Raw genomic sequence first — 19,942 nt, 5'->3', positions numbered from 1 at the left:
CGGGGGGTCAGCGCGGGCGGGTGGTCCGGTCGACCAGGTCGATCGCCGTGCACAGGCCCAGCGCGAGCGCCCGGCCGCTGGTCGACCCGGCGCCCAGCAGCGCCGCCAGCGCCGGCGCCAGGGCGCCGTCACCGACCAGCGCACGCAGCACGGCGGCGTACTCGCCGCTGACCCGGCCGGCCGCGGCGTGCCGCAGCAGCGCCCGGGACAGCTCGGTGGTGCGACCGGCGGCCAGTCCGGTGACGCCGGCGCCGAAGCGCTCCGCCGCCGGGTGACCGAGCAGGACCAGCCCCGCCGTGGTGCCGGCCAGCACGTCGTCACCGGCGGGGGTCAGGCCCGGGCCCAGTCCCACCAACCGGGTGGCGGTGCGCAGCGCGGCGTCCAGGTCGGCGCGGCGGACGGCGCCGCGCAGCGCGGCCAGCGGGCCGCTGGGCCCACTCGGCAGCCCGGGCAGGGTGAACGCGCTGTGCGGCACGCCCTCCCCGTACACCGCGGCGCGGAGCATCCGGACGCCCTCGGGCAGCAGCGCCGGCCGGGCGGTGGGCAGCTTGGGGCGGGGGTCCCACCACGCGGCGGCGCGCACGGTCAGGTCGCCGACGGTCACCCGTCCGCCGCCCACCTGCGCCGGCGCGCCACTGGGCACCGAGACCAGGGGGCGTCCGTTGGAGGGCCGGAACAGCACGCAGCCCAACGGGAGCCGGGCGGCGTCCGCGGTCAGCACGCCCACCACGTCCGAGCCACCGGGCGTCTGCACGGTCAGGTAGACCGCCGCGGGCACGGAGAGCAGCACGCGCGCCTCGCGCACGGGGCCGCGGAGCAGCTCGGCGACGCCGGTGCTGGCCTGTGCGGGCACCGCCGCACCGGCCGTGCGCAGCGCGGCGCCGGTGGCGGCGGCCGCCGCGGCCGACGCGCGGGGCAGCGGGATGGTCGGGACGCCGGCCCGGGCAGCCTGCCCGGCAGGCGCGGTCTGCCGTGCCCCGGCCTCGCCCTGGCTGCCGGAACCTCCGTCGATGGTGCGCATGGGACCTCCCACCCGTGCGGTGAACGGGTCAGGCAGATGACGCCAGCCCCGTCCCGGACTCCCTCGTCGCGGGTGGAGGGGAGGAGCCCACCGTGCGGTGAGGGGCGCCTACCATCCGACCCGGGCCAGTGCCGGAACACGAACCTAGATGGCGCGTCGTCCGGCCCTGTATGGCGATTCTCGCCAAGGATGGGTGCGCCCGTCCAGGGACGTCTGACAGAATCAAGCGGACGGACGACCCGTCATGGCACTTGGGGGAACGTAGAGTGACTGAGCGTGAGACGTCCGTGAGTTTCGCTGCGCACCGCGACCGGCTGGCTACTTTCAGTCCGGTCGCTGCGTCCGTCGAACCGGTGCTGTCACAGGTGCCGCCGGCCGACCGGAGCGCCCTGCAGGACAGCATGGGGCTGGCCGTGGAACAGGTCCTCGCGCTGCCCGGGATGACCGGCACCGTGATCGTCGCCGGCGCGACCGGTGAACGCCGGGTGGTACGGCACGTCGTCGTCGACGACCCGGCCGACCCGCTCTCCGGAGCCGGTCCCGACGTCCTCATCGTGCTCGGCGGACCGCTGCCGCGGGCCGACCCCGCGCAGTACCGGGCGCTGGTCGAGCGGCTGCACCGCGGCGGAAGCGCGGCCCTGGCCTACCGCACCGGCGACCGCTCGCTCAACGGCGAGGTGGTCACCGGGCTGCCGGCCGAGCTGCTCGCCGAGGCCGACCGGCGCGGCTTCCCGGTGTTCGCCCTGCCGGCCACCGCCCGCCTGGACGAGGTGGTGGCCGAGGTGCTCGGCGCCATCATCGACAAGCAGACCCAGGCGCTGAGCCTGGCCAACCGGATGCACAACCAGTTCATCGACGTCGCGCTGTCCGGCGGTGGGCTGGCCGAGGTGACCGGGCAGGTGTCGACCTTCCTGGACGGCGCCGCGGTGCTGGGGCTCGGACCGGACCGCGAGGTGGCCACCAGCGCCGGGCTGGACTCCGACGTCGAGGAGATCCGGGACTGGCTATGGCTGCTGGACGCCGCCGCCGACGACGCGTTCGCCGACCTCACTCCGTCCCGGCGGCTGTCGGGCAACCGGGCCGACCAGAGCGTCGTCACCCCGGCCAACGTGCTGGCCGACGCCGACCTCTCCCCGGCCGACGGCATCCTGCTCGTCCCCGGCCACCACGAGCTGCCCGGCGGGGTGGGCGAGTACGCGGTCGCCCCGATCATGGCCGGCGACCAGCGGCACGGCTGGCTGGTCGCGGTGAACCGGCACGGCCCGATGCTGGTGGGCGCCGGCGTGGTCCTCGAGCAGGCGGCGGTCATCGCCGCGCTGTCGGAGATCCGGCACGCCGCTGTCCACTCGGTGGAGCTCCGGTTCCAGGGCGACCTGGTCCGCCGGCTGGTCGGCGGCAGCGTCCGGCACACCGAGCGGGTGCTGGCCTACACCCGGTCCTTCGGCTGGCGGCTGGACGGGCCGGTCGTCGTCCTGGTCACCGCCACCGAGACGGTCGACTCCGGCGGCGACCCCACCCGTGCCCTGGACGTGCTGGACCGGCTGGCCGACGGCTGGCGGTCGGCGGTGGACGCCGAGGTCGCCGGCGCGGCGGTCGCGGGCCTGTCCACCGAGATCGTCACGGTGCTGCCGCTGGACGGCCGCACCCCCGAGGAGGTCTCCGGGCTGGTCGCGGCGGTCACCGCCCGGGTCAACGGCCGGCTGCGCCGGGTGGGGCGGCTGCTGGGCACCGGCATCGGCCGCCCCGCCGAGGCGCTGACCGCGCTGGGGGAGGCCTACCAGCAGGCGCAGCGGGCCCTGGTCGTGGGGCAGGAGATCCACGGCGGGCACGCGGTGACCCACTTCGACCAGCTCGGGGTGTTCCGGCTGCTGTCGCTGATCCCGGACAGCAACGAGCTGCGGTCCTACGTCGACGAGGTGCTCGGCCCGCTGGCCGAGTCCGCGGACGCCGACGCCAACGACCTGCGGGAGACGCTGCGCGTGCTGCTGGAGACCAACCTCAACGTGGCCGAGTCGGCCCGCCGGCTGCACTTCCACTACAACACGATGCGGTACCGGATCGGGAAGCTGGAGCGGCTGCTCGGGCCCTTCACCACCGACCCGACGCTCCGGCTGAACCTGCTGCTCGCGCTGCACGCCGCCCGCATGCGCGGCCTGGACTCCGCGCACCGCCCGCCGCTGGAGTCCGCCGCCGCGGCCGTCGTGGACGACGGGCTCGAACAGCTCGCATGAAGAAGGGCCCCGCTGCCCCCACCGCTCCAGAAGGACCCCGTCCTCCTCACCCCTCGCAAGCTCAGGGCGAGCCTCTGGACGGGGCCACCGAGCGGCGGGTCCCTGCGGGGCGGCCGGGGCACTGGTGCGGCGGGCGGAGGTCTGTCACTGTGCGGTTTCTCAGCGCTGAGCTATCCGGCTCGGCCGTTGCCGGTGGCCTGCCACAGGAGGACCCATGGCGTTCGGGTGGAAGCTCTACGGAGACGGCACGACGCCGCCGCTCGGAGAGGCGGTGGCCCCCGACGAGCGGCTGTCCTGGCCGCTGACCGTGGGCATCGGCGCCCAGCACGTCGTCGCGATGTTCGGCGCGACGTTCGTCTTCCCGCTGGTCATGGGCCTGGACGCCAACCTGGCGATCATGATGAGCGGGATCGCGACGATCATCTTCCTGCTCATCGTGCAGGGGAAGGTGCCCTCCTACCTGGGCACCAGCGCCAGCTTCGTCGGTGGTGTGGCGGCCATCCGGGCCGCGGGCGGGGACAGCTCGGACGTCGTCGGCGCCATCCTGGTCTCCGGCATCGTGCTGGCCCTGGTCGGCGTGGCCATCCAGTTCCTCGGCACCCGGGTCGTCAACCGGGTGCTGCCGCCGGCGGTCACCGGCGCCGTGGTGATGCTGATCGGCTTCAACCTGGCCCCGGTGGCGGCCGGCATCTACTGGCCGCAGGACCAGTGGGTGGCCCTGGCCACCATGACCTTCGTCATCGTGGTCGCCCTGGCGCTGCGCGGCTTCTGGGCCCGCATCTCCATCCTGCTGGGCCTGGTCTTCGGCTACCTGCTGTCACTGCTGCTGGACGCCACCGCCGGCCCGATCACCTCGGTGCTGGGCGGGGCGACCGAGGCCACCACGCACGACCGGGTCAACCTGGAGGCCGTGAGCACGGCCCCGTGGTTCGGCCTGCCGCAGTTCACCGGCCCGTCCTTCTCGGTCAACTTCTCGCTGCTGGTGCTGCCCGCGGTGATCGCGCTGGTCGCGGAGAACGCCGGGCACGTCAAGGCGGTCGGCGAGATGACCAAGCGGGACCTCGACCCGGTGCTCGGCCGGGCGGTCTTCGCCGACGGCGTCGGGACCGTGGTGGCCACCTCCGTCGGCGGCTCGCCGACCACCACCTACGCGGAGAACATCGGCGTCATGGCCGCCACCCGGGTCTACTCGACCGCGGCGTACTACGTCGCGGCCGTGGTGGCTGTCCTGCTGGGACTGGTGCCCAAGTTCGGCGCCGTGGTCAACGCCACCCCCGGTGGGGTGCTCGGCGGGATCACCGTCGTCCTGTACGGGATGATCGGCCTGCTCGGCGCCAAGATCTGGAAGGAGAACCGGGTCGACTTCGCCAACCCGATCAACCTGGTGCCGCTGGCCGCCGGGATCATCATCGGCATCGGCAACGTGACCCTCGTGTTCACCGAGAACTTCTCGCTCTCGGGCATCGCGCTGGGCACCATCGTCGCCGTCGCGGGCTGGCACCTGGCCCGGGCGCTGGCGCCGGCGGAGATGAAGGCCGCGCTCACCGCCGAGGGCGGTTACCCGTCCGGCACCGGCCCGGCGCTGGGCGCCAGCGGGAGGCACCGGGTGGACGACGACCCCGGCGGCGCCGACCCCTCCGACGTCGACCGTGGCGCCCGTCGCCACTAGCCGTGCCGGCCCGGTCCCCGTGCGGGGACCGGGCCGGTGCCGTGCCGTGCCCAGGCGTGACCTGCGGCCGAACGGGCACAGGACCTCCTGGCCGCACCCGGCGGCCGGCTGAGGAGGAACGCATGACGAACGGCACCCGCCCCCTGGACGGCAAGGTCGCGCTGGTCACCGGCGCGTCGTCGGGCATCGGCGAGGCGACGGCGATCGCCCTGGCCGAGGCCGGCGCGTCCGTCGCCGTCGGCGCCCGGCGCAAGGACCGGCTGGACGCGCTGACGGCCGAGCTGCAGGACGGCGGCGCCCGGGTGCTGCAACTGGACCTCGACGTCACCGACGAGCACGCCTGCCGCACCGCGGTCGCCCGCACCCGCGAGGAGCTCGGCGGGCTCGACGTCCTGGTCAACAACGCCGGGGTGATGCTGCTGGGCACGATCGTCGGCGCCGACCCGGAGGACTGGCGGCGGATGATGGACACCAACGTGCTCGGCCTGATGTACATGACCCACGCGGCCATCGAGGGCATGGTCGAGCAGGGGTCCGGCGACGTCGTCAACATCTCCAGCGTGGCCGGCCGGACCGCCCGCAAGGGCGCCGGTGTGTACAACGCCAGCAAGTGGGCGGTGAACGCCTTCAGCGAGTCGCTGCGCCAGGAGGTCACCGGCCGCGGCGTCCGGATCGGCCTGGTCGAGCCCGGGGCGGTGGCCACCGAGCTGACCAGCCACATCACCCAGCCCGAGGCCAAGGCGGCCGCCGAGCGCACGCACGCCACCATGCGCCGGCTGCAGTCCGAGGACATCGCCCGCGCGGTGCTCTACCTGGTCACCCAGCCGCCGCACGTCGCGGTCAACGAGGTGCTCGTCCGACCCACCGACCAGGAGCGCTGACCGCGTCGTCCCGGCCGACCTCCGCGCCGGGACGGCCAGTCCTCCTGCGACGGCCGGATCCCGCCGGACCCGGTGCCGGGGGCGACATAGCGTGCCGGTGTGCACACCGCCGCGGGGACGACCCGTACCCGACCGACCGCCGTCCCCCCGCTGGTCGTCGGAGCCGTCGCGTTCACCCTGCTGGCCTGGGCGTCGGCGTTCATCGGCATCCGGGCTGTGGGGGAGGACCTCTCGCCCGGTGCCCTGGCGCTGGGCCGGCTCGCCGTGGGCACCGCCGTCCTCGCGCTGCTGCAGTCCCGGCGCCGGTGGGTCCGGCCCACCGGCGCCGAGTGGCGGCTGCTGGCGGTCTGCGGCGTGGGCTGGTTCGGCGTCTACAACCTGGCGCTCAACGCCGCCGAGCAGCACCTGGACGCCGGCACCACGGCCATGCTGGTGAACGTCGGCCCGGTGCTGATCGCGGTGTTCGCCGGCCTGCTGCTGGGCGAGGGCTTCCCCCGGTGGCTGCTGGCCGGCATCGCCGTGGCCTTCGGCGGGGTGCTGCTCATCGGCCTGGGGACCCGTCAGGCCGGCGCGGACCTGGTCGGCAGCCTGCTGTGCATCGTGGCCGCGGTGACCTACGCCGCCGGGGTGGTGGCGCAGAAGCCGCTGCTGGGCCGGCTGCCCGGCCTGCAGGTCACAGTGACCGCCTGCGCCCTGGGCACCGTGGTCTGCCTGCCGTGGGCCGGCGCGCTCGCCGACGAGCTGGCGACGGCGCCGGCGTCCTCGGTCGTGGGCATGGTCTACCTCGGGGTGGTCCCGACCGCGCTGGCGTTCAGCACGTGGGCCTACGCGCTGGCCCGCAGCGACGCCGGCCGGCTCGGCGTGAGCACGTACCTGGTGCCGCCGCTGGTCGTGCTGCTCGGGTGGGCGCTGCTGGACGAGGTCCCACCGGCGCTGGCGGTCCTCGGCGGGGCGGTCTGCCTGGCCGGGGTGGCGCTGTCCCGCCGGCGGGACCGCCGCCGCGAGCACCGGTAGGGCCGCGGCGGCGGCGGGTCAGCGGCGGGGCGGAGCCCAGGGGTCGTCGGGGTCGAAGTCGTCGGGCTCGTCCCCGGCACCGGCGGCCGGACGCGCCGGCGGGCGCTGCTCCGTGCGGCGGGCGGCGGCCTCCAGCGCGGCGTCCCGCTCGGCCTGGCGGCGGGCCCGCTCCAGCCGGGCGTCCTCGCGGAGCTGGCGGCGGGTCGGCGTCCCGTCGGGGTTGGTCAGCTCCCACCAGCTGTCCTGCTGGCGCCACAGCACGACGCCGGCGACCGCCAGCCCGACCGGGATCACGTAGGCCGCGACCCGCTCCATGCCGCCCTCGCCGAGGAAGAGGAACACCGCCCCGCCGAAGAAGATCGTGCCGATCACCCCGGCCAGGCCGAGCACGGCCAGCGCGGTGCCCAGCGCCTCCGAGCGCGGGCGGACGCCGTACGCCAGTGCGATCAGCCCCAGCCCGCCGCCGAGCAGGTGCACGGTGGCCCCGACCAGGTGCGCGGCCCCGTTGCCGTCGGAGGGGAAGACCCCGACCAGCAGCACGCCCACGCCGGCCGCGACCAGCAGCACCTGGGCGACCCGGCCGCCGGTCCCGGCCAGCCCCGGTCCGAGCAGCAGCGCGCCCGCGGCGATCAGCACGCCCTGCACGACGAAGGAGGCGTTCATCAGCGTCGCCGCGGGCGACGTGGCGGTCCCGAGGTCGCTGATCACGTCCGCGGCGTAGGAGTAGCCGTCGTAGCGGAGGGCCGCGATCGCCTCGACGACGAAGAACTGCAGCGTCAGCAGCCAGGCGAGCCCGCCCAGGCGGTAGCGCGAAGGGGTCACGGGAGCCCATCATCCCAGCCGCGGCTGTGCGCGAGGACGGCGGCGTACTGCCCGGCGGACAGCCACGAGGGGTTGCTGCCCGCCGGCATCCGGAGCACCTCGGCGTCCCGGGCGGCGGGGTCGGCGAGCAGCTCCCCCCGGGGAACGGGCTCGGCCAGCAGGGTGAACGCGACCGGCACCTCCGGTCCACCGCCCGCCTCGGCGACCTCCCCGGCCAGGAGCCCGAGGGCGTGCACCCCGGGGGAGTCGCGGCCGCTGACCCACAGCAGGCAGGGCTGCCCGGGCCGCATGAGGCCGAGCCGGTAGGACGGCCGCAGGCAGCGGGTCAGCCGCACCGTGCCGCCGGGGGACCACCCCGGCGCCAGGACGGCGGGCGGGCGGCTGCTCTTGACCACCCAGCAGGCGACGTCCGGGGCGGCGAGTCGGGTCACGGCACCAGCCTGGCACCCCGGCGACCGTGCCCCCGCTCACAGGTGCAGGCTCGGGGCATGGAGCCGGCGTGGACCCGCTGAGCCAGGAGCCCTGGCCCGGGCACCGGGCCGGTGACCCGGAGCTGCGGCGGGCGGCCACGGCGGTGTTCCTCGCCGGGCTGGCGGTGTTCGCCACGCTGTACTCCCCGCAGGCGCTGCTGCCCGAGCTGTCCCGGTCCTTCGCGGTGTCCCCGACGGCGGCCACGCTGGCCGTCTCGATCAGCACCGCGTCCCTGGCGGTCGGGCTGCTGGTGCTGGGCCCGCTGTCGGACCGCCGCGGCCGGACCCCGGTGCTGCACGCCAGCCTTGCGGCCACGGCGGTGCTCGCGGTGCTGCTGGCGCTGAGCCCGGCGTGGGAGGTGCTGCTCGTGCTCCGCGCCCTGCAGGGGTTCGCCCTGGCCGGGCTGCCGGCGGTGGCGGCGGCGTACCTGCGCGAGGAGCTGCACCCGTCGGTGAGCGGGCGGGCGATCGGGCTCTACGTGAGCGGCACCGCCATCGGGGGTCTCACCGGGCGGCTGCTGACCGGGTTCCTCACCGAGCTGGGCGGCTGGCGGGCGGCGCTGGGCGGAGCGGCGGTGCTGGCGGTGGCCTGCGCGGTCGCCGTCCGGCTGCTGCTGCCGGCCTCGCGTCGCTTCACCCGGGTGCCCCGGGAGGGCGGGCTGCTGCGCCAGCTCGCGGCCGGGTTCACCGACCCGGCGCTGCTGGCCCTCTACGGGTTCGCGGCGCTGCTGATGGCCGGCTTCGCCGCCGTCTACAACGCGGGCACCTTCCGGCTGGAGTCCGCGCCCTACTCGCTCCGCCCGGGACTGGCCAGCCTGGTGTTCCTCGCCTACCTGCTGGGCTCGGTCAGCTCCCCGGTGGCGGGCTGGCTGGCCGACCGGGCCGGCCGCCGGGTGGTGGTGCCGCTGGCGGTCCTGCTGGTCGGGGCCGGTCTGGCGCTGACCCTGCCCCGGCCGTTGTGGTGGACGGTGGCCGGGCTGTGCGTGCTCACCGTCGGCTTCTTCGCCGCGCACGGGGTGGCCAGCGGCTGGGTGGCCACCCGGGCCCAGCTCGGTGGCCGGGCGGTCGGCCAGGCGGCCTCGCTGTACTCGTTCTGGTACTACGTGGGCGCCTCCGCGGGCGGCACGCTGGCCGGCCGGGCCTGGCAGGGGGCGGGCTGGCCCGGTGTCGTCGTGCTCGCCGGCGGCTGCACCGCCGGGGCGCTGCTGCTCACCCTGGTGCTGGGCCGCACCCGCCCCCTGCGGCAGACCTGACCTCCGCCCCGTCCCGGGCCCCGCCCCCAGCCCCCTCGCAGGGCCCCACCGCGAGCTCGCGAGTGGTGGCGGGCGAGGGGGTCCTTCGTCAGTCGGTGGCTGCGTGCTCCTGGGCGCCGGCCGGGTTCGCGTCGTCGGAGCCGACGGCCTGCCGCTCCAGCTCGGTGCGGTGCTCGAGCGCCTCGTCGGACAGGTGCGGGTCCTTGGCGTGCTCCTGCCGGTCCCGCGGCGCCGACTCCGTCGGGATCATCACGTCGTCGAGGTTGGGTTCCTGCGGGCTGCTCATCGTCGTCCTCCGCTCTGGGGGTCCGCGGGCGCGGACCGGGCTGACCACCGGTTAGCCCGCCCGCCGCCGTCCCAACCGTCTCACCCCTGCTTGAGCTGGTCGGCCGGCAGCCAGGCCTCGACCAGCACCGGCCCGTGCTCGCCGACGACGGTGTAGGCCACCCGGCCGTGCCAGCCCTCGGCCCGCTGCCGCCACTCGACCAGCAGGCCCGGCCAGATGCCCGGGGCGTCGGGCGGGTCACGGACCCAGCAGTGCCGGCCGTGCCCCTGCCCGGCCGGGCGCCGCGGCCCGCCGTCCGCATCGGCCGGAGGACGGCCCGCCGGCGCGGGGACGCCGGAGCCGGCCGCCCGGTCGGCGAGCGAGCTCCCGTGCCGCCCCCGGTGCATGCCGCCCGCCACCGGGAGAGCATGCCACGGGAATCGAACACGCGTTCGAGACCGGGTCGCCGGAAAAGGACTTCCGGCCCTACGGGCCGGATCGCTACCGTGTCGCGGGTCACGACTGCTGCGGTGGGGGAACCGATGGCGAGACGACTGGGCAGGCTGCTGGGCGCCGGGGTCACGACGACGCTGCTGGGGCTCGGCGCCCTGGTCGGCGCCGGGCCCGCATCGGCGGAGACCGTCTTCGCGACCGAGCTGCTCGACCGGCTCGTCGTCGTCCCGGAGTCCACCAGCCCGCCGTACGGCCCCGGTCTGTTCCGCGAGGACGTGGACGCCGACGGCGACGGCTGCCGCACCCGGCAGGAGGTGCTGATCGCCGAGTCCACGGTCCCGGCCGCGGTGTCCGGCCAGTGCTCGGTACAGGGCAGCTGGACGTCGTGGTACGACGGCGTGACGCGCACGGACCCGGCCGGGCTGGCGGTCGACCACCTGGTGCCGCTGGCCGAGGCGTGGGCGTCCGGCGCCGGCGCCTGGTCGGCCGCCCAGCGGGAGGCCTACGCCAACGACCTGGACTTCGGGCCCACCCTGGCCGCGGTCACCGTCGAGGTGGACCGGGCCAAGGGCGACCGCGACCCGGCGGAGTGGATGCCGCCCGCCGCCGGCACCGCCTGCCGGTACGCGCTGGAGTGGACCCAGGTGAAGTACCGCTGGGGGCTCACCGTCGACCCGGCCGAGGAGGCGGCGCTGATCCCGGCGCTGCTGACCTGCGGCAGCTCCCCGGTGCAGGTCCCGGCGCGGGCCGACGTGCCCGCCCCCGGCGGCCAGGTGCTGGGGCACACCCTCCGCGGCGGGCAGCGGATGACCGGCGGGCAGGCGCTCCGCTCGCCGGACGGGCGGTACCGGCTGGAGATGCAGACCGACGGGAACCTGGTCTCCTACGCCCCCGGCAACCGGGTGCTGTGGAGCTCGGGCACCTGGGGCCGCCCGGGGACGGTGCTGGAGGTGCAGACCGACGGCAACGTCGTCCTCTACGACCGCAACGGCCGGCCGCTGTGGGACACCCGCACGTGGCACGACCCGGGGGCGTACCTGACCGTGCAGGACGACGGCAACACCGTCGTCTACCGCCCGGACGCGACGCCGGTCTGGCACACCGGCTGGGACCGCTCGGTGCTGCGCGCCGGCGACGAGCTGGTCCGCGGCCAGCAGGTCACCTCGCCCAACGGCCGCTACCACGTCGTCCTGCAGCACGACGGCAACGTCGTCGTGTACCACTCGGCCACCGGCCGGCCGCTGTACTCGGCGGGCTCCTACGGCGGGTGGCTGCTGCGGATGCAGGCGGACGGGAACCTGGTCGCCTACCGGGGCGACGGCATCCCGCTGTGGGCCACCGGCACCTGGCGCGAGGGGCCGTCCTGGGTGGCCATGCAGGACGACGGCAACCTGGTCGTGTACCGGGCCGACGGGACGCCGTCCTGGCGGTCGGGCTGGGACGTGGGGCAGGTGGCCACGCAGCCCAGCCCGGGCACCCCGCTGCCCCGTCCGGGGCGCTAGGTCCGGGTGGTCGGGTCCCCGCCGCCGGGTGCCGCCGGGTGCCGCCGTGGCGGGCGGCACCCGGCGGGGCGGGTCACTTCTTCTTCTTGCTGCGCCCGCCCTTGCGCTTCTGGGTGGGCAGCTGCGGCGCCACGCCCTCGGCGAGCGCGCGGGCGACCGCCTGGACGCCCGGGTGGCCGGCGAGCTCCTCCAGCGGCACCGGCAGCGGCAGCCGCCAGTTGGGCCGGTCGTCCGCGCCGGGCATGTTCGGCCGGCGCTCGACGGCCAGGGCGTCGTCCAGGGTGGCCGACAGCAGCACCGAGGGGGCGGTCGCCAGCCGGCGGTGCGCCGCCTCGACCGCCTCGGCCGGGGAGGCGCCCTCCGGCACGTCGGGCAGGTGGGCCAGCAGCGAGCTCCGGCCGCGCTCCAGTTCCTCCTCGGTCCCGGTGCCGTGCTCGCGCTGCTCGGCGACGTCCGCACCGGTCCACAGCCCCGCCACGGTGGGCAGGTCGTGGGTGGTGATGGCCGCCATCGCCTCGGCGGGCCAGGCCGACGGCTCGTCGTCCTCGAACCACAGCAGCCGGTAGGACAGCACGCCGTGGGCGGCCATCGCCTCGCGGACGCCCTCCTCGACCGTGCCGAGGTCCTCACCGACGACGATCGCCTGGGCGCGGTGGCTCTCCAGGGCGACGATGTCGAGCAGGTCCTCGTGCGGGTAGCGGACGTAGGCGCCCTCGGCGGCCGACCCGTCCGACGGCACCCACCACAACCGGAACAGGCCCATCACGTGGTCCACGCGCAGCCCGCCGGCGCCGGCCATGGTGGCCCGGATCGACTGGACGAACGGCTCGTAGTCGGCCGCCTGCAGCCGCCAGGGCACCAGCGGCGGGGAGCCCCAGTCCTGGCCCGAGCTGTTGAAGGCGTCCGGCGGGGCGCCGACGCTGACCCCCGACGCCAGCACGTCCTGCCAGGCCCAGGCGTCCGCTCCGCCGCCGGCCACCCCGATCGGCAGGTCCTGGATGACGGTGAGGCCCTCGGTGGCCGCCGTCAGCTGCTGGTCGAGCTGGTACTGCAGCCAGGCGTGGAAGGAGACCTCGTCCTCGTGCGCGGCGGCGAAGGCCGCGACCCCCTCGCCGCGCGGGTCGCGCAGCTCCTCGGGCCAGGCGTGCCAGTCCGGGCCGTGGGCGTCGGCGAGCGCGGACCAGGTGGCCCAGTCCATCAGCGGCTGGCCCTGGAACCACCACCAGTCGCGGAAGGCCTGCTGGTCGGTGCCGGCGTCGAAGACCCGGCGCAGCACCCGGCGCTTGTGCGCCCAGACGGCGTCGCGGTCGATGAGCTCGCCGTCGGACAGTGCGCGGCCGGCCTCGGCCTCCACGTCGACGTCGTCGGGGTGCGGCACGTCGGGGACGTGCAGGTAGACCGGGTTGCGGAAGCGCCGGGTGGCCGGCAGGTAGGGGCTGGCCTCCTGCTCGGGCGTGGGCGAGACCGCGTGCAGCGGGTTGACCAGCACGAAGCCGGCGCCCTGCTCCTGGGCCAGCTCGCGCAGCGCCCGCAGGTCGCGCAGGTCGCCGATGCCCCAGCTCTGCCGGCTGCGGGTGGCGTAGAGCTGCACCGCCCAGCCCCAGGCCCGCCAGTGCTCGGGCAGCCAGCACCGGCCGGGGGAGACGATCAGCCGCCGGTCCCGGCCATCGGGGGTGCGCAGCCGGTGGTAGCCGAGCGGGAAGTCCTCGGGCAGCGAGCCGCTGACGTGCCGGGTCCCGCCGTCCTCGCACTCGACCTCGCCGCCCTCCACCTCCAGCGGGTCGCCGGGCCGGGCCACGATCGGGGCGGTCTCCAGCAGGTCGGCGGGCGGCTCCCCGATCACCGCCCGCATCCGCTCGATGGTCTCGGGGGCGATGGTGTGTTCGGTGTCCAGGGCGTCGAGCCAGCTGGCGTCGATGCCCCAGGCGTCCGTCGTCGGCTGCGCAGTCACGGGTCGATCCTCTCCGGCGCACCCCCCGTCCGCAGTGTGGGCGGACAGTGGTGCCGGTCTCGTCCCGGCGGGGGCCCCCGGCCCCTTGTCGGCACGCTGCCCGGGGTACAGGCTGGGACGCGGGGGGACGACGACGTCTTCGCGGAGGTCCGATGGGCAGTCGCAATCGCACCGACAACGGCCGGGAGCACACCGGTGCGCCGCCGCCGCGCCCGGCCGACCGGGTGCGCAACGTGGCCCTGGTCGGCCGGGCCGGCGCGGGCAAGACCACCCTGGCCGAGGCGCTGGTCGCCGCCACCGGCGCGCTGCCGCGGGCCGGCCGGGTCGAGGACGGCACCACCTGCCTGGACACCGAGGACGTCGAGGTCCGGCTGCAGCACTCCGTGTCGCTGCACGCCGCCACCGTCGAGCACGCCGGCCACCGGGTCACCCTGCTGGACACCCCCGGCGCGCCGGACTTCCTCGGTGAGGTGCGGGCCGCCCTGCGCGCGGCCGACGCGGCGCTGTTCGTCGTCTCCGCCGTCGCCGGCGTCGACGCGGGCACCGAGCTGCTGTGGGACGAGTGCCGGGCCGCCGGGCTGTCCCGCGCCGTGGTGGTCACCCAGGTCGACCGGCCGCGCGCCGACGTCGCCGAGGTGGTGCGCAGCTGCCGGGAGCGCTTCGGGGCCGGCGTCCACCTGCTGCAGCTGGTCGAGCGCGGCCCGGACGGCGCCCCGCAGCCGGCGGTCTCGCTGCTCGAGCCGCAGCCCGGGCGGCCCGAGGCTGCCCAGCTGCGCGCCGAGCTCATCGAGGCGGTGATCGCCGAGAGCGAGGACGAGACCCTGATGGAGCGCTACCTCACCGGGGAGGAGGTGACGGCCGCGGAGGTGGCGGCCGACCTCGGGACGGCGGTGACCCGCGGGGAGCTGCACCCGGTGGTCTGTGTCGCCCCGCTGGCCGGCGTGGGGGTGCGGGAGCTGCTGGACCTGGTGGTCACCGCGTTCCCCTCGCCGCTGCAGCGGCCCTGTCCGCAGGTCACCGGGCTGGACGGCCGGCCGCTGGGCCCGGTGGGCTGCGACCCGGCCGGTCCGCTGGTCGCCGAGGTGGTGCGGACGACGACCGACCCCTACCTGGGCCGGGTCTCGCTGGTCCGGGTGTTCTCCGGCACGCTGCGCCCGGACACGGCGCTGCACGTCTCCGGGCACGGATTGGCCGCCTGGGGCCATCCCGACCACGACGCCGACGAGCGGATCGGCGCCCTGTCCAGCCCGCTGGGCAGCGTGCTGCGGCCGATCTCCGAGTGCCCGGCGGGTGATGTCTGCGCGGTGGCCCGGCTGTCCAGCGCCGAGACCGGCGACACGCTGTCCAGCCCCGACCGGCCGGTGCTGGTGCCGCCGTGGGAGCTGCCCGAGCCGCAGCTGCCGGTCGCGGTGGAGGCGCCGTCCCGGGCCGACGAGGACCGGCTGTCCGCGGCGCTGACCCGGCTGCTGGCCGAGGACCCGACCGTCCGGCTGGAGCGGCGCACCGACACCGGGCAGACGCTGCTGTGGTGCGTCGGGGACGCGCACGCCGAGGTGCTGCTGGACCGGCTGCGCACCCGGTACGGCGTGGCGGTGCGGACCCCCGCCGTCCGGGTGCCGCTGGTGGAGACGCTGGCCGGCCCGGCCACGGTCACCGCCCGGCACGTCAAGCAGTCCGGCGGGCACGGCCAGTACGCCGTCGTGGTGCTGGAGGGCCGACCCGGCGCCCCGGGTTCGGGCATCACCTTCAGTCAGCGGGTGGTGGGCGGCGCGGTGCCGTCCCAGTTCCACGGCAGCGTGGAGAAGGGCGTGCGGGCGCAGGCCGCGGCCGGGGACCGGCCGCTGGTGGACCTGGAGGTGACCCTGGTCGACGGCAAGGCGCACTCGGTCGACTCCTCCGACGCCTCCTTCCAGGCCGCCGGCGCCCTCGCCGTCCGCGAGCTGGCCGCCGCCGCGGGCACCCGGGTGCTCGAGCCCTGGTGCGCCGTGCAGGTCACGGTGCCCGCCGAGCACGTCGGCGCCGTCCTCGGGGACCTGTCCAGCCGGCGGGCCCGGGTCACCGGCAGCGCGCCGGACCCGGAGCTGGACCGGACGACGATCTCCGCCGAGGTGCCCGAGCGGGAGCTGCTGGACTACGCCGGCGCGCTGCGCTCGGTCTCGCACGGCACCGGCTCCTTCCGGCGCAGCCCGCTCGGCCACGAGCCGGCTCCGGCGTCGGTGCTCCAGGAGCTGCAGCCGGCCTGACCGCCCCCGGGGCGCGCGCCGAGCGCGCCTCATGCACCCCAGACCCGCACTCCGGACCCGCGGGCCGCAGGCGTGTCAGGAGTGCGGACGGCGGGCGGGCGACCGCGCCTACGGTGCGGCCGTGCGCATGCCCCGCTCGGTGCTCTCCGTGTCCACGGCCGTGTCGGCCCTCCTGCTGCTGTCCGGCTGCGGAGCCGATCCCGTCGAACTGCCCGACCTGGTCGGGATGCCCCTCGACGAGGCGCACCGCACCCTGGAGGACCTCGGGTTCGAGGAGTTCGAGGACCAGGACGCCTTCGAGGACCGGTCGGTGCTGATGGACGCCAACTGGGTGGTCGTCGGGTCCAGCCCCTCGGCCGGCGCCGCGGTCGACCTGGACGACACGGTCACGTTCCGGGTGGGTCAGCGCGACGAGCAGCGGGCGATCGAGCAGCTGCCCGCCGATTCACCGGTCGCCGTCGAGTACGCCGCCGAGCAGCGGGCCGAGCAGGAGCGGACGGCGCAGGAGGCGGCCGAGGACGCCGCTGAGCAGGCAGCAGCCGAGCAGGAGCACGTCGCGCTGCTCGCCGGCTACGTCACCGAGCTGGATCCCCTGCTCCGGCTGGGCAACCGGGTGTTCGCCGAGATCGACACCCTGGCCGGTGGTGTGGCGGACGGCGAGTACGGCCTGCACCAGACCGACGTGGTGAGCGCCGGCGTGCAGAGCACCGGGACCCTGGTCAGCGAGCTCGGCCTGCAGTCCCCGCCCGCCGGGAGCCGCCGCGCCGGGACGCACGAGGACCTGGTCGCGGCGGCCGAGCAGCTCACCACCGCGGCCCGCACCCTGCTGAGCGCCGAGGGCGCCGAGCGGGGGCCGTCCCTCGCCCGCTACGAGCAGGTGGCGGCAGAGGCCACCGCCGCCTGGAACGAGGCGCTGACGGCCATGTACGCCGGGACGGGCATCGCCCCACCGCTGCTGCAGCCGGCCTGACCGCCCCGCCGGCGTCGGGATCGGGCTCAGCGGCGGCTCGACGCGCGGATGGGCCCCGTGGGACCGATCTCGGCGGTCAGCGGGCGAGCCAGCCGGCGGAGGCCGGGTCCACGGTCACCGGGCCGGAGCGCCACACCGGTGAGCCGGGCGGCCGGACGACGGTGAGCGTGCACCCCTCGCCGGGCAGGTCGACCAGGTACGGCGCCGGGTCCACCTCCACCGGGTCGTCCGCTACCGCGGTCCGGGGCGCGGCGAGCAGCCAGCCGGCCAGCTGGGCCAGGGACAGCTCGCCGTGCCAGGTGCCGCCCTGCCGCGCCGACTCGGTCAGCGCCCGGCAGACGGCCGCCGCGACCAGGTGGCCGGCGGCGTGGTCCAGGGCCTGCGCCGGCAGGACGCCCGGCGTGCCGTCGGCCGCGGCGGTGACCGCGGCGATGCCGGTGGCCGCCTGCACGATCGAGTCGAAGCCGCGCCGGCCCGCCCACGGCCCGGCGGCGCCCCAGGCGGACAGCGACACCACGACCAGCCCGGGACGGCGCTCGGCCAACTGCGCGGGGGCCAGCCCGTAGCGGGACAGCGCGCCCGGGCGGTGGCCCAGCACCAGCACGTCGGCGGCGGCCAGCAGCTCCTCGAACTGGGCCCGGTCGTCGGCCGAGGCCAGGTCCAGCGAGGTCAGTCGCTTGCCGGGGCAGGTGTCCAGCAGCGTCGCGGTGTCCTCGGGCAGCTGCGGGCCCTGCACCCGCAGCACGTCGGCACCGTAGGAGGCCAGCGTCCGGGTGCCGACCGGGCCGGCGATGACCCGGGTCAGGTCCAGCACGCGCAGCCCCGCGAGCCCACGCCGCCGGGTCGGGGCGGGCGCCGCCCGGGTCAGCCGCAGCAGCGGCAGCTCGCCGACGGCGGCACCGGGCGGCGAGGCCGACCACTCCTCCGGGGTGCGGACGGCGGCGGCGACACCGCCGGCCGCGACCACCGCCTCCTGCACCTCGACGGCGGTCCGCCCGGCGATCTCCGCGGCCGGGTCGGACCCGAGGACGGCGGTCACGGCGGCACGGTGCCACGGGTAGTTGGCGTGCAGCCGCACCCAGCCGTCGGCGGCCGGCCAGAACCGGGACAGCGGGGCGAACCCGGCGCCGGCGGGGACCCCGTCGACCCGGAGGAACCGCTCGCTGCGGACGGCGACGCCCACGGCGGCGGCGTCCACGGTCACCGGTCCCGGCCGCCCGATGGAGAGCTCGGCGGCCGCCAGCCGCTGGGCGGCGACCGCCCCGGTGACCAGGGCACCCACCGGCAGCACCGACGGCAGCCCGGCCCGCCCGGTGACCGAGACCAGCGGCAGCAGCGCCGGGTCCCCGCCGAGGGCCTGCCAGGCCGGCTCCAGCACGGTCGGGCCGGTGGCACCGGTCATCCCGGTGTCCGTCGGGCCGGGTGCCGTCGGGGTCGGTGCCGTGTCGGTCATCGCCGTCCTCCCGTCCCTCGCAGTGTGCCGGTCAGGAGCGCGCCGCGGCACGGGACCCGTCGGCCGGTGCACGATGACACCGTGGAGGCCGGCACGCCGTCGTGGCGCTTCGAGGAGTCCGAGGGGTCGCTGCTGCACCTGGCACTGGCCGTCCGGGACGCCGCCGGTCTGCCGGTGGACGAGGGGCCGGCCGTGCCGCCGCCGCTGGTCGACCCTCCGGCGCCCGTCGTCCTCGGGGACGCCGAGCGCCGGGCGGCCGCGCGGCAGTGGACGGGCTGGTGGACCGCGCTGCTGGGGTTCCAGGTGCGCAGCACGGAGCGCGCCGCCGCGGACCCGGAACCGGTGGGCTTCCGCTTCCTCACCGACCTCGACGCGATCGGCGCACCGCCGGACTTCGCCGGGCTGGGGGACCGCCCGGAGCTGCGCGGCGCCGCCGTCGCGGTCGCCGGCGGGCCCTGGGACCGGCGACGGCACCACGAGGGGCCCGAGGGCACCTTCGGCTACGAGCTGGTGCGCCAGGTGGCCGAGGACGTGGCGTTCGACCGGCGGGTGTCCCCGGACCGGGTGACCGGCGCGGCGGTGGTCCTGGACGTGCGCGGGACGTGGTGGCACGCCCCCGCGCCGGGCGTCGTCCTCTGCTCGCGCGGGGCCACCGCCGACCCGCGGACCGCCCACCGGGTGCTCCGCGAGGCGCTCGACCCGGGGCTCCGGCCCTGACCGCGGACCCCGGGGCGCCGGCGCTTTCCGTGGTGGCCGCCGTCCTGCTCCGGGACGGCGCGGTGCTGCTGACCCACCGGGCACCCACCCGGCGCTGGTACCCCGACGTGTGGGACCTGCCCGGCGGCCACGTGGAGCCGGGCGAGGACGAGGTGGCCGCGCTGCGCCGGGAGCTCGCCGAGGAGCTCGGCGTCCGGGACGTCGTCCTCGACGACGGTCCGCCGGTCCGGCTGGAGGAGCCGGCCGCGGGCATCCGGCTGGACATCTGGGTGGCCCGCCGCTGGTCGGGCACCCCGGAGAACCGCAGCCCGGAGGAGCACGACGAGCTGCGGTGGGTGTCCGGGCCGGAGCTCGGCGGCCTGCCGCTGGCCCATCCCGCCTACGCCGGGGTGCTCGGCTCGCTGCTGGCCGGCTGGTCCCCGGACAGCCGGAGCAGGCCGGCGCCGGTGGGGGAGAAGCCGCAGGCGTCGAGGTAGAACGGCCGGAGGTCGTCGTCGAAGTCGACGTGCAGCCACTCGCACCCCGCCTCGCGGGCGCCCTCGGCCGCGGCCGCGACCAGCCGGGTGCCCACGCCCCGTCCGCGGGCCGCGGCGGCGACCATGACGTCCTGGACCCAGGCGTGCACCAGCCCGTCCCAGGGCAGGTTGACGAACCCGACCAGGTCCGCTCCGTCGCGGGCGGTGACCCAGCCGAGGCTGTGCCGGTGCACCAGCCGGTGCCAGTCCCACTCGGCGTCGTCGAAGACCCGGGTGGAGAAGGCCTCGGCGTGCAGCTCGTTGACCTCGCGGGTGGTGAACTCCCCGCGCCAGCTCAGTTCGGCGACCATGGCGCCAACCTAGGGGCCGGTTGGAGCGGCGCCGTGCGGGGAACGTGACACGTCGTGACCGAAGCAGCGGACATCCCCGAGGTGGAACAGCGGCTGGCGGAGAACCTGGAGACCGGGCGGCACCGTGCCCCGTCCGAGGGCGTGCCGCAGGACCTGCCCGACGACGCGGACGCCGAGGACGGCCACCCGACCTGATCCCTG

At 76.6% G+C, this 19,942-nt stretch carries 19 protein-coding genes; 11 read left to right on the top strand and 8 right to left on the bottom strand.

Features of this window, described 5'->3' with window-relative positions:
• Nucleotides 1-7: 7 nt before the first annotated feature.
• Entirely contained in the window at nt 8-1,021 is a 1,014-nt protein-coding gene (locus ACWIX6_RS13690) for a DUF2877 domain-containing protein (protein ID WP_448612980.1), read from the bottom strand.
• 287 nt (nt 1,022-1,308) lie between these two features.
• Between ACWIX6_RS13690 and ACWIX6_RS13685 the strand changes: the two genes are divergently transcribed.
• The 4 genes from ACWIX6_RS13685 to ACWIX6_RS13670 all read left to right on the top strand — a co-directional run bounded on the left by ACWIX6_RS13685 (nt 1,309) and on the right by ACWIX6_RS13670 (nt 6,816).
• Nucleotides 1,309-3,252, top strand: a complete 1,944-nt coding sequence (locus ACWIX6_RS13685) for a helix-turn-helix domain-containing protein (protein WP_448612979.1) — start codon at nt 1,309-1,311, stop codon at nt 3,250-3,252.
• 214 nt (nt 3,253-3,466) lie between these two features.
• Entirely contained in the window at nt 3,467-4,921 is a 1,455-nt protein-coding gene (locus ACWIX6_RS13680; RefSeq protein ID WP_448612978.1) for a uracil-xanthine permease family protein, read from the top strand.
• A 122-nt stretch (nt 4,922-5,043) separates the two neighbouring features.
• A complete protein-coding gene (locus ACWIX6_RS13675) occupies nt 5,044-5,802 on the top strand; it encodes an SDR family NAD(P)-dependent oxidoreductase (protein WP_448612977.1) in 759 nt (252 codons plus the stop codon).
• 99 nt (nt 5,803-5,901) lie between these two features.
• A complete protein-coding gene (locus ACWIX6_RS13670) occupies nt 5,902-6,816 on the top strand; it encodes a DMT family transporter (RefSeq protein WP_448612976.1) in 915 nt (304 codons plus the stop codon).
• An 18-nt stretch (nt 6,817-6,834) separates the two neighbouring features.
• Here ACWIX6_RS13670 and ACWIX6_RS13665 read toward each other — a convergent pair whose 3' ends face one another.
• Both ACWIX6_RS13665 and ACWIX6_RS13660 read right to left on the bottom strand, forming a co-directional pair.
• Nucleotides 6,835-7,638, bottom strand: a complete 804-nt coding sequence (locus ACWIX6_RS13665) for a DUF998 domain-containing protein (protein ID WP_448612975.1) — start codon at nt 7,636-7,638, stop codon at nt 6,835-6,837.
• The gene (locus ACWIX6_RS13660; protein ID WP_448612974.1) at nt 7,635-8,069 is read right to left on the bottom strand and encodes a hypothetical protein; all 435 of its coding nucleotides are present in this window, start codon (nt 8,067-8,069) and stop codon (nt 7,635-7,637) included. The genes ACWIX6_RS13665 and ACWIX6_RS13660 overlap by 4 nt, the downstream gene beginning before the upstream one ends.
• A 68-nt stretch (nt 8,070-8,137) precedes the next feature.
• On the opposite strand from ACWIX6_RS13660, the gene ACWIX6_RS13655 reads away from it, so the two are divergent.
• A complete protein-coding gene (locus tag ACWIX6_RS13655; protein WP_448612973.1) occupies nt 8,138-9,361 on the top strand; it encodes an MFS transporter in 1,224 nt (407 codons plus the stop codon).
• 88 nt (nt 9,362-9,449) lie between these two features.
• On the opposite strand, the gene ACWIX6_RS13650 is transcribed toward ACWIX6_RS13655, so the two are convergent.
• A complete protein-coding gene (locus ACWIX6_RS13650; RefSeq protein WP_448612972.1) occupies nt 9,450-9,647 on the bottom strand; it encodes a hypothetical protein in 198 nt (65 codons plus the stop codon).
• Nucleotides 9,648-9,727: 80 nt separating this feature from the next.
• Nucleotides 9,728-10,045: a hypothetical protein gene (locus ACWIX6_RS13645; protein WP_448612971.1), complete on the bottom strand. Its 318-nt coding sequence runs from the start codon at nt 10,043-10,045 to the stop codon at nt 9,728-9,730.
• 123 nt (nt 10,046-10,168) lie between these two features.
• Here ACWIX6_RS13645 and ACWIX6_RS13640 point away from each other — a divergent pair, with 123 nt between their 5' ends.
• On the top strand, nt 10,169-11,581 hold the full coding sequence (locus ACWIX6_RS13640; RefSeq protein WP_448612970.1) for a hypothetical protein: 1,413 nt from the start codon (nt 10,169-10,171) through the stop codon (nt 11,579-11,581).
• A 73-nt stretch (nt 11,582-11,654) separates the two neighbouring features.
• On the opposite strand, the gene malQ is transcribed toward ACWIX6_RS13640, so the two are convergent.
• On the bottom strand, nt 11,655-13,532 hold the full coding sequence (gene malQ, locus ACWIX6_RS13635) for a 4-alpha-glucanotransferase (protein WP_448612969.1): 1,878 nt from the start codon (nt 13,530-13,532) through the stop codon (nt 11,655-11,657).
• Between the two features lie 152 nt (nt 13,533-13,684).
• Here malQ and ACWIX6_RS13630 point away from each other — a divergent pair, with 152 nt between their 5' ends.
• Nucleotides 13,685-15,775, top strand: a complete 2,091-nt coding sequence (locus tag ACWIX6_RS13630) for an elongation factor G-like protein EF-G2 (RefSeq protein ID WP_448612968.1) — start codon at nt 13,685-13,687, stop codon at nt 15,773-15,775.
• A 127-nt stretch (nt 15,776-15,902) separates the two neighbouring features.
• A complete protein-coding gene (locus ACWIX6_RS13625) occupies nt 15,903-16,745 on the top strand; it encodes a PASTA domain-containing protein (RefSeq protein WP_448617000.1) in 843 nt (280 codons plus the stop codon).
• 76 nt (nt 16,746-16,821) lie between these two features.
• Here ACWIX6_RS13625 and ACWIX6_RS13620 read toward each other — a convergent pair whose 3' ends face one another.
• Entirely contained in the window at nt 16,822-18,198 is a 1,377-nt protein-coding gene (locus ACWIX6_RS13620) for a CoA transferase (protein ID WP_448612967.1), read from the bottom strand.
• Nucleotides 18,199-18,264: 66 nt separating this feature from the next.
• Here ACWIX6_RS13620 and ACWIX6_RS13615 point away from each other — a divergent pair, with 66 nt between their 5' ends.
• Both ACWIX6_RS13615 and ACWIX6_RS13610 read left to right on the top strand, forming a co-directional pair.
• A complete protein-coding gene (locus ACWIX6_RS13615) occupies nt 18,265-18,915 on the top strand; it encodes a hypothetical protein (protein WP_448612966.1) in 651 nt (216 codons plus the stop codon).
• 32 nt (nt 18,916-18,947) lie between these two features.
• Nucleotides 18,948-19,391 carry an NUDIX domain-containing protein gene (locus ACWIX6_RS13610; protein WP_448612965.1) on the top strand — a complete coding sequence of 148 codons (444 nt, stop codon included), beginning with the start codon at nt 18,948-18,950 and terminating at the stop codon, nt 19,389-19,391.
• Here the strand turns inward: ACWIX6_RS13610 and ACWIX6_RS13605 are convergent.
• Nucleotides 19,295-19,741 carry a GNAT family N-acetyltransferase gene (locus tag ACWIX6_RS13605; RefSeq protein ID WP_448612964.1) on the bottom strand — a complete coding sequence of 149 codons (447 nt, stop codon included), beginning with the start codon at nt 19,739-19,741 and terminating at the stop codon, nt 19,295-19,297. The genes ACWIX6_RS13610 and ACWIX6_RS13605 overlap by 97 nt on opposite strands.
• Before the next feature lie 54 nt (nt 19,742-19,795).
• Here ACWIX6_RS13605 and ACWIX6_RS13600 point away from each other — a divergent pair, with 54 nt between their 5' ends.
• Entirely contained in the window at nt 19,796-19,936 is a 141-nt protein-coding gene (locus tag ACWIX6_RS13600; RefSeq protein ID WP_448612963.1) for a hypothetical protein, read from the top strand.
• The last annotated feature ends 6 nt before the right edge of the window (nt 19,937-19,942 follow it).

This window comes from Modestobacter sp. URMC 112, assembly GCF_053502575.1.
This window is presented reverse-complemented; position numbering and strand designations above follow the sequence as displayed.

Bases quoted from the DNA above. Each gene is read 5' to 3' on its own strand.
- ACWIX6_RS13690 (WP_448612980.1), bottom strand. From the start codon at position 1,021: ATGCGCACCATCGACGGAGGTTCCGGCAGCCAGGGCGAGGCCGGGGCA.
- ACWIX6_RS13680 (WP_448612978.1), top strand. From the start codon at position 3,467: ATGGCGTTCGGGTGGAAGCTCTACGGAGACGGCACGACGCCGCCGCTC.
- ACWIX6_RS13675 (WP_448612977.1), top strand. From the start codon at position 5,044: ATGACGAACGGCACCCGCCCCCTGGACGGCAAGGTCGCGCTGGTCACC.
- ACWIX6_RS13650 (WP_448612972.1), bottom strand. From the start codon at position 9,647: ATGAGCAGCCCGCAGGAACCCAACCTCGACGACGTGATGATCCCGACG.
- ACWIX6_RS13640 (WP_448612970.1), top strand. From the start codon at position 10,169: ATGGCGAGACGACTGGGCAGGCTGCTGGGCGCCGGGGTCACGACGACG.
- ACWIX6_RS13630 (WP_448612968.1), top strand. From the start codon at position 13,685: ATGGGCAGTCGCAATCGCACCGACAACGGCCGGGAGCACACCGGTGCG.
- ACWIX6_RS13625 (WP_448617000.1), top strand. From the start codon at position 15,903: ATGCCCCGCTCGGTGCTCTCCGTGTCCACGGCCGTGTCGGCCCTCCTG.
- ACWIX6_RS13620 (WP_448612967.1), bottom strand. From the start codon at position 18,198: ATGACCGACACGGCACCGACCCCGACGGCACCCGGCCCGACGGACACC.
- ACWIX6_RS13605 (WP_448612964.1), bottom strand. From the start codon at position 19,741: ATGGTCGCCGAACTGAGCTGGCGCGGGGAGTTCACCACCCGCGAGGTC.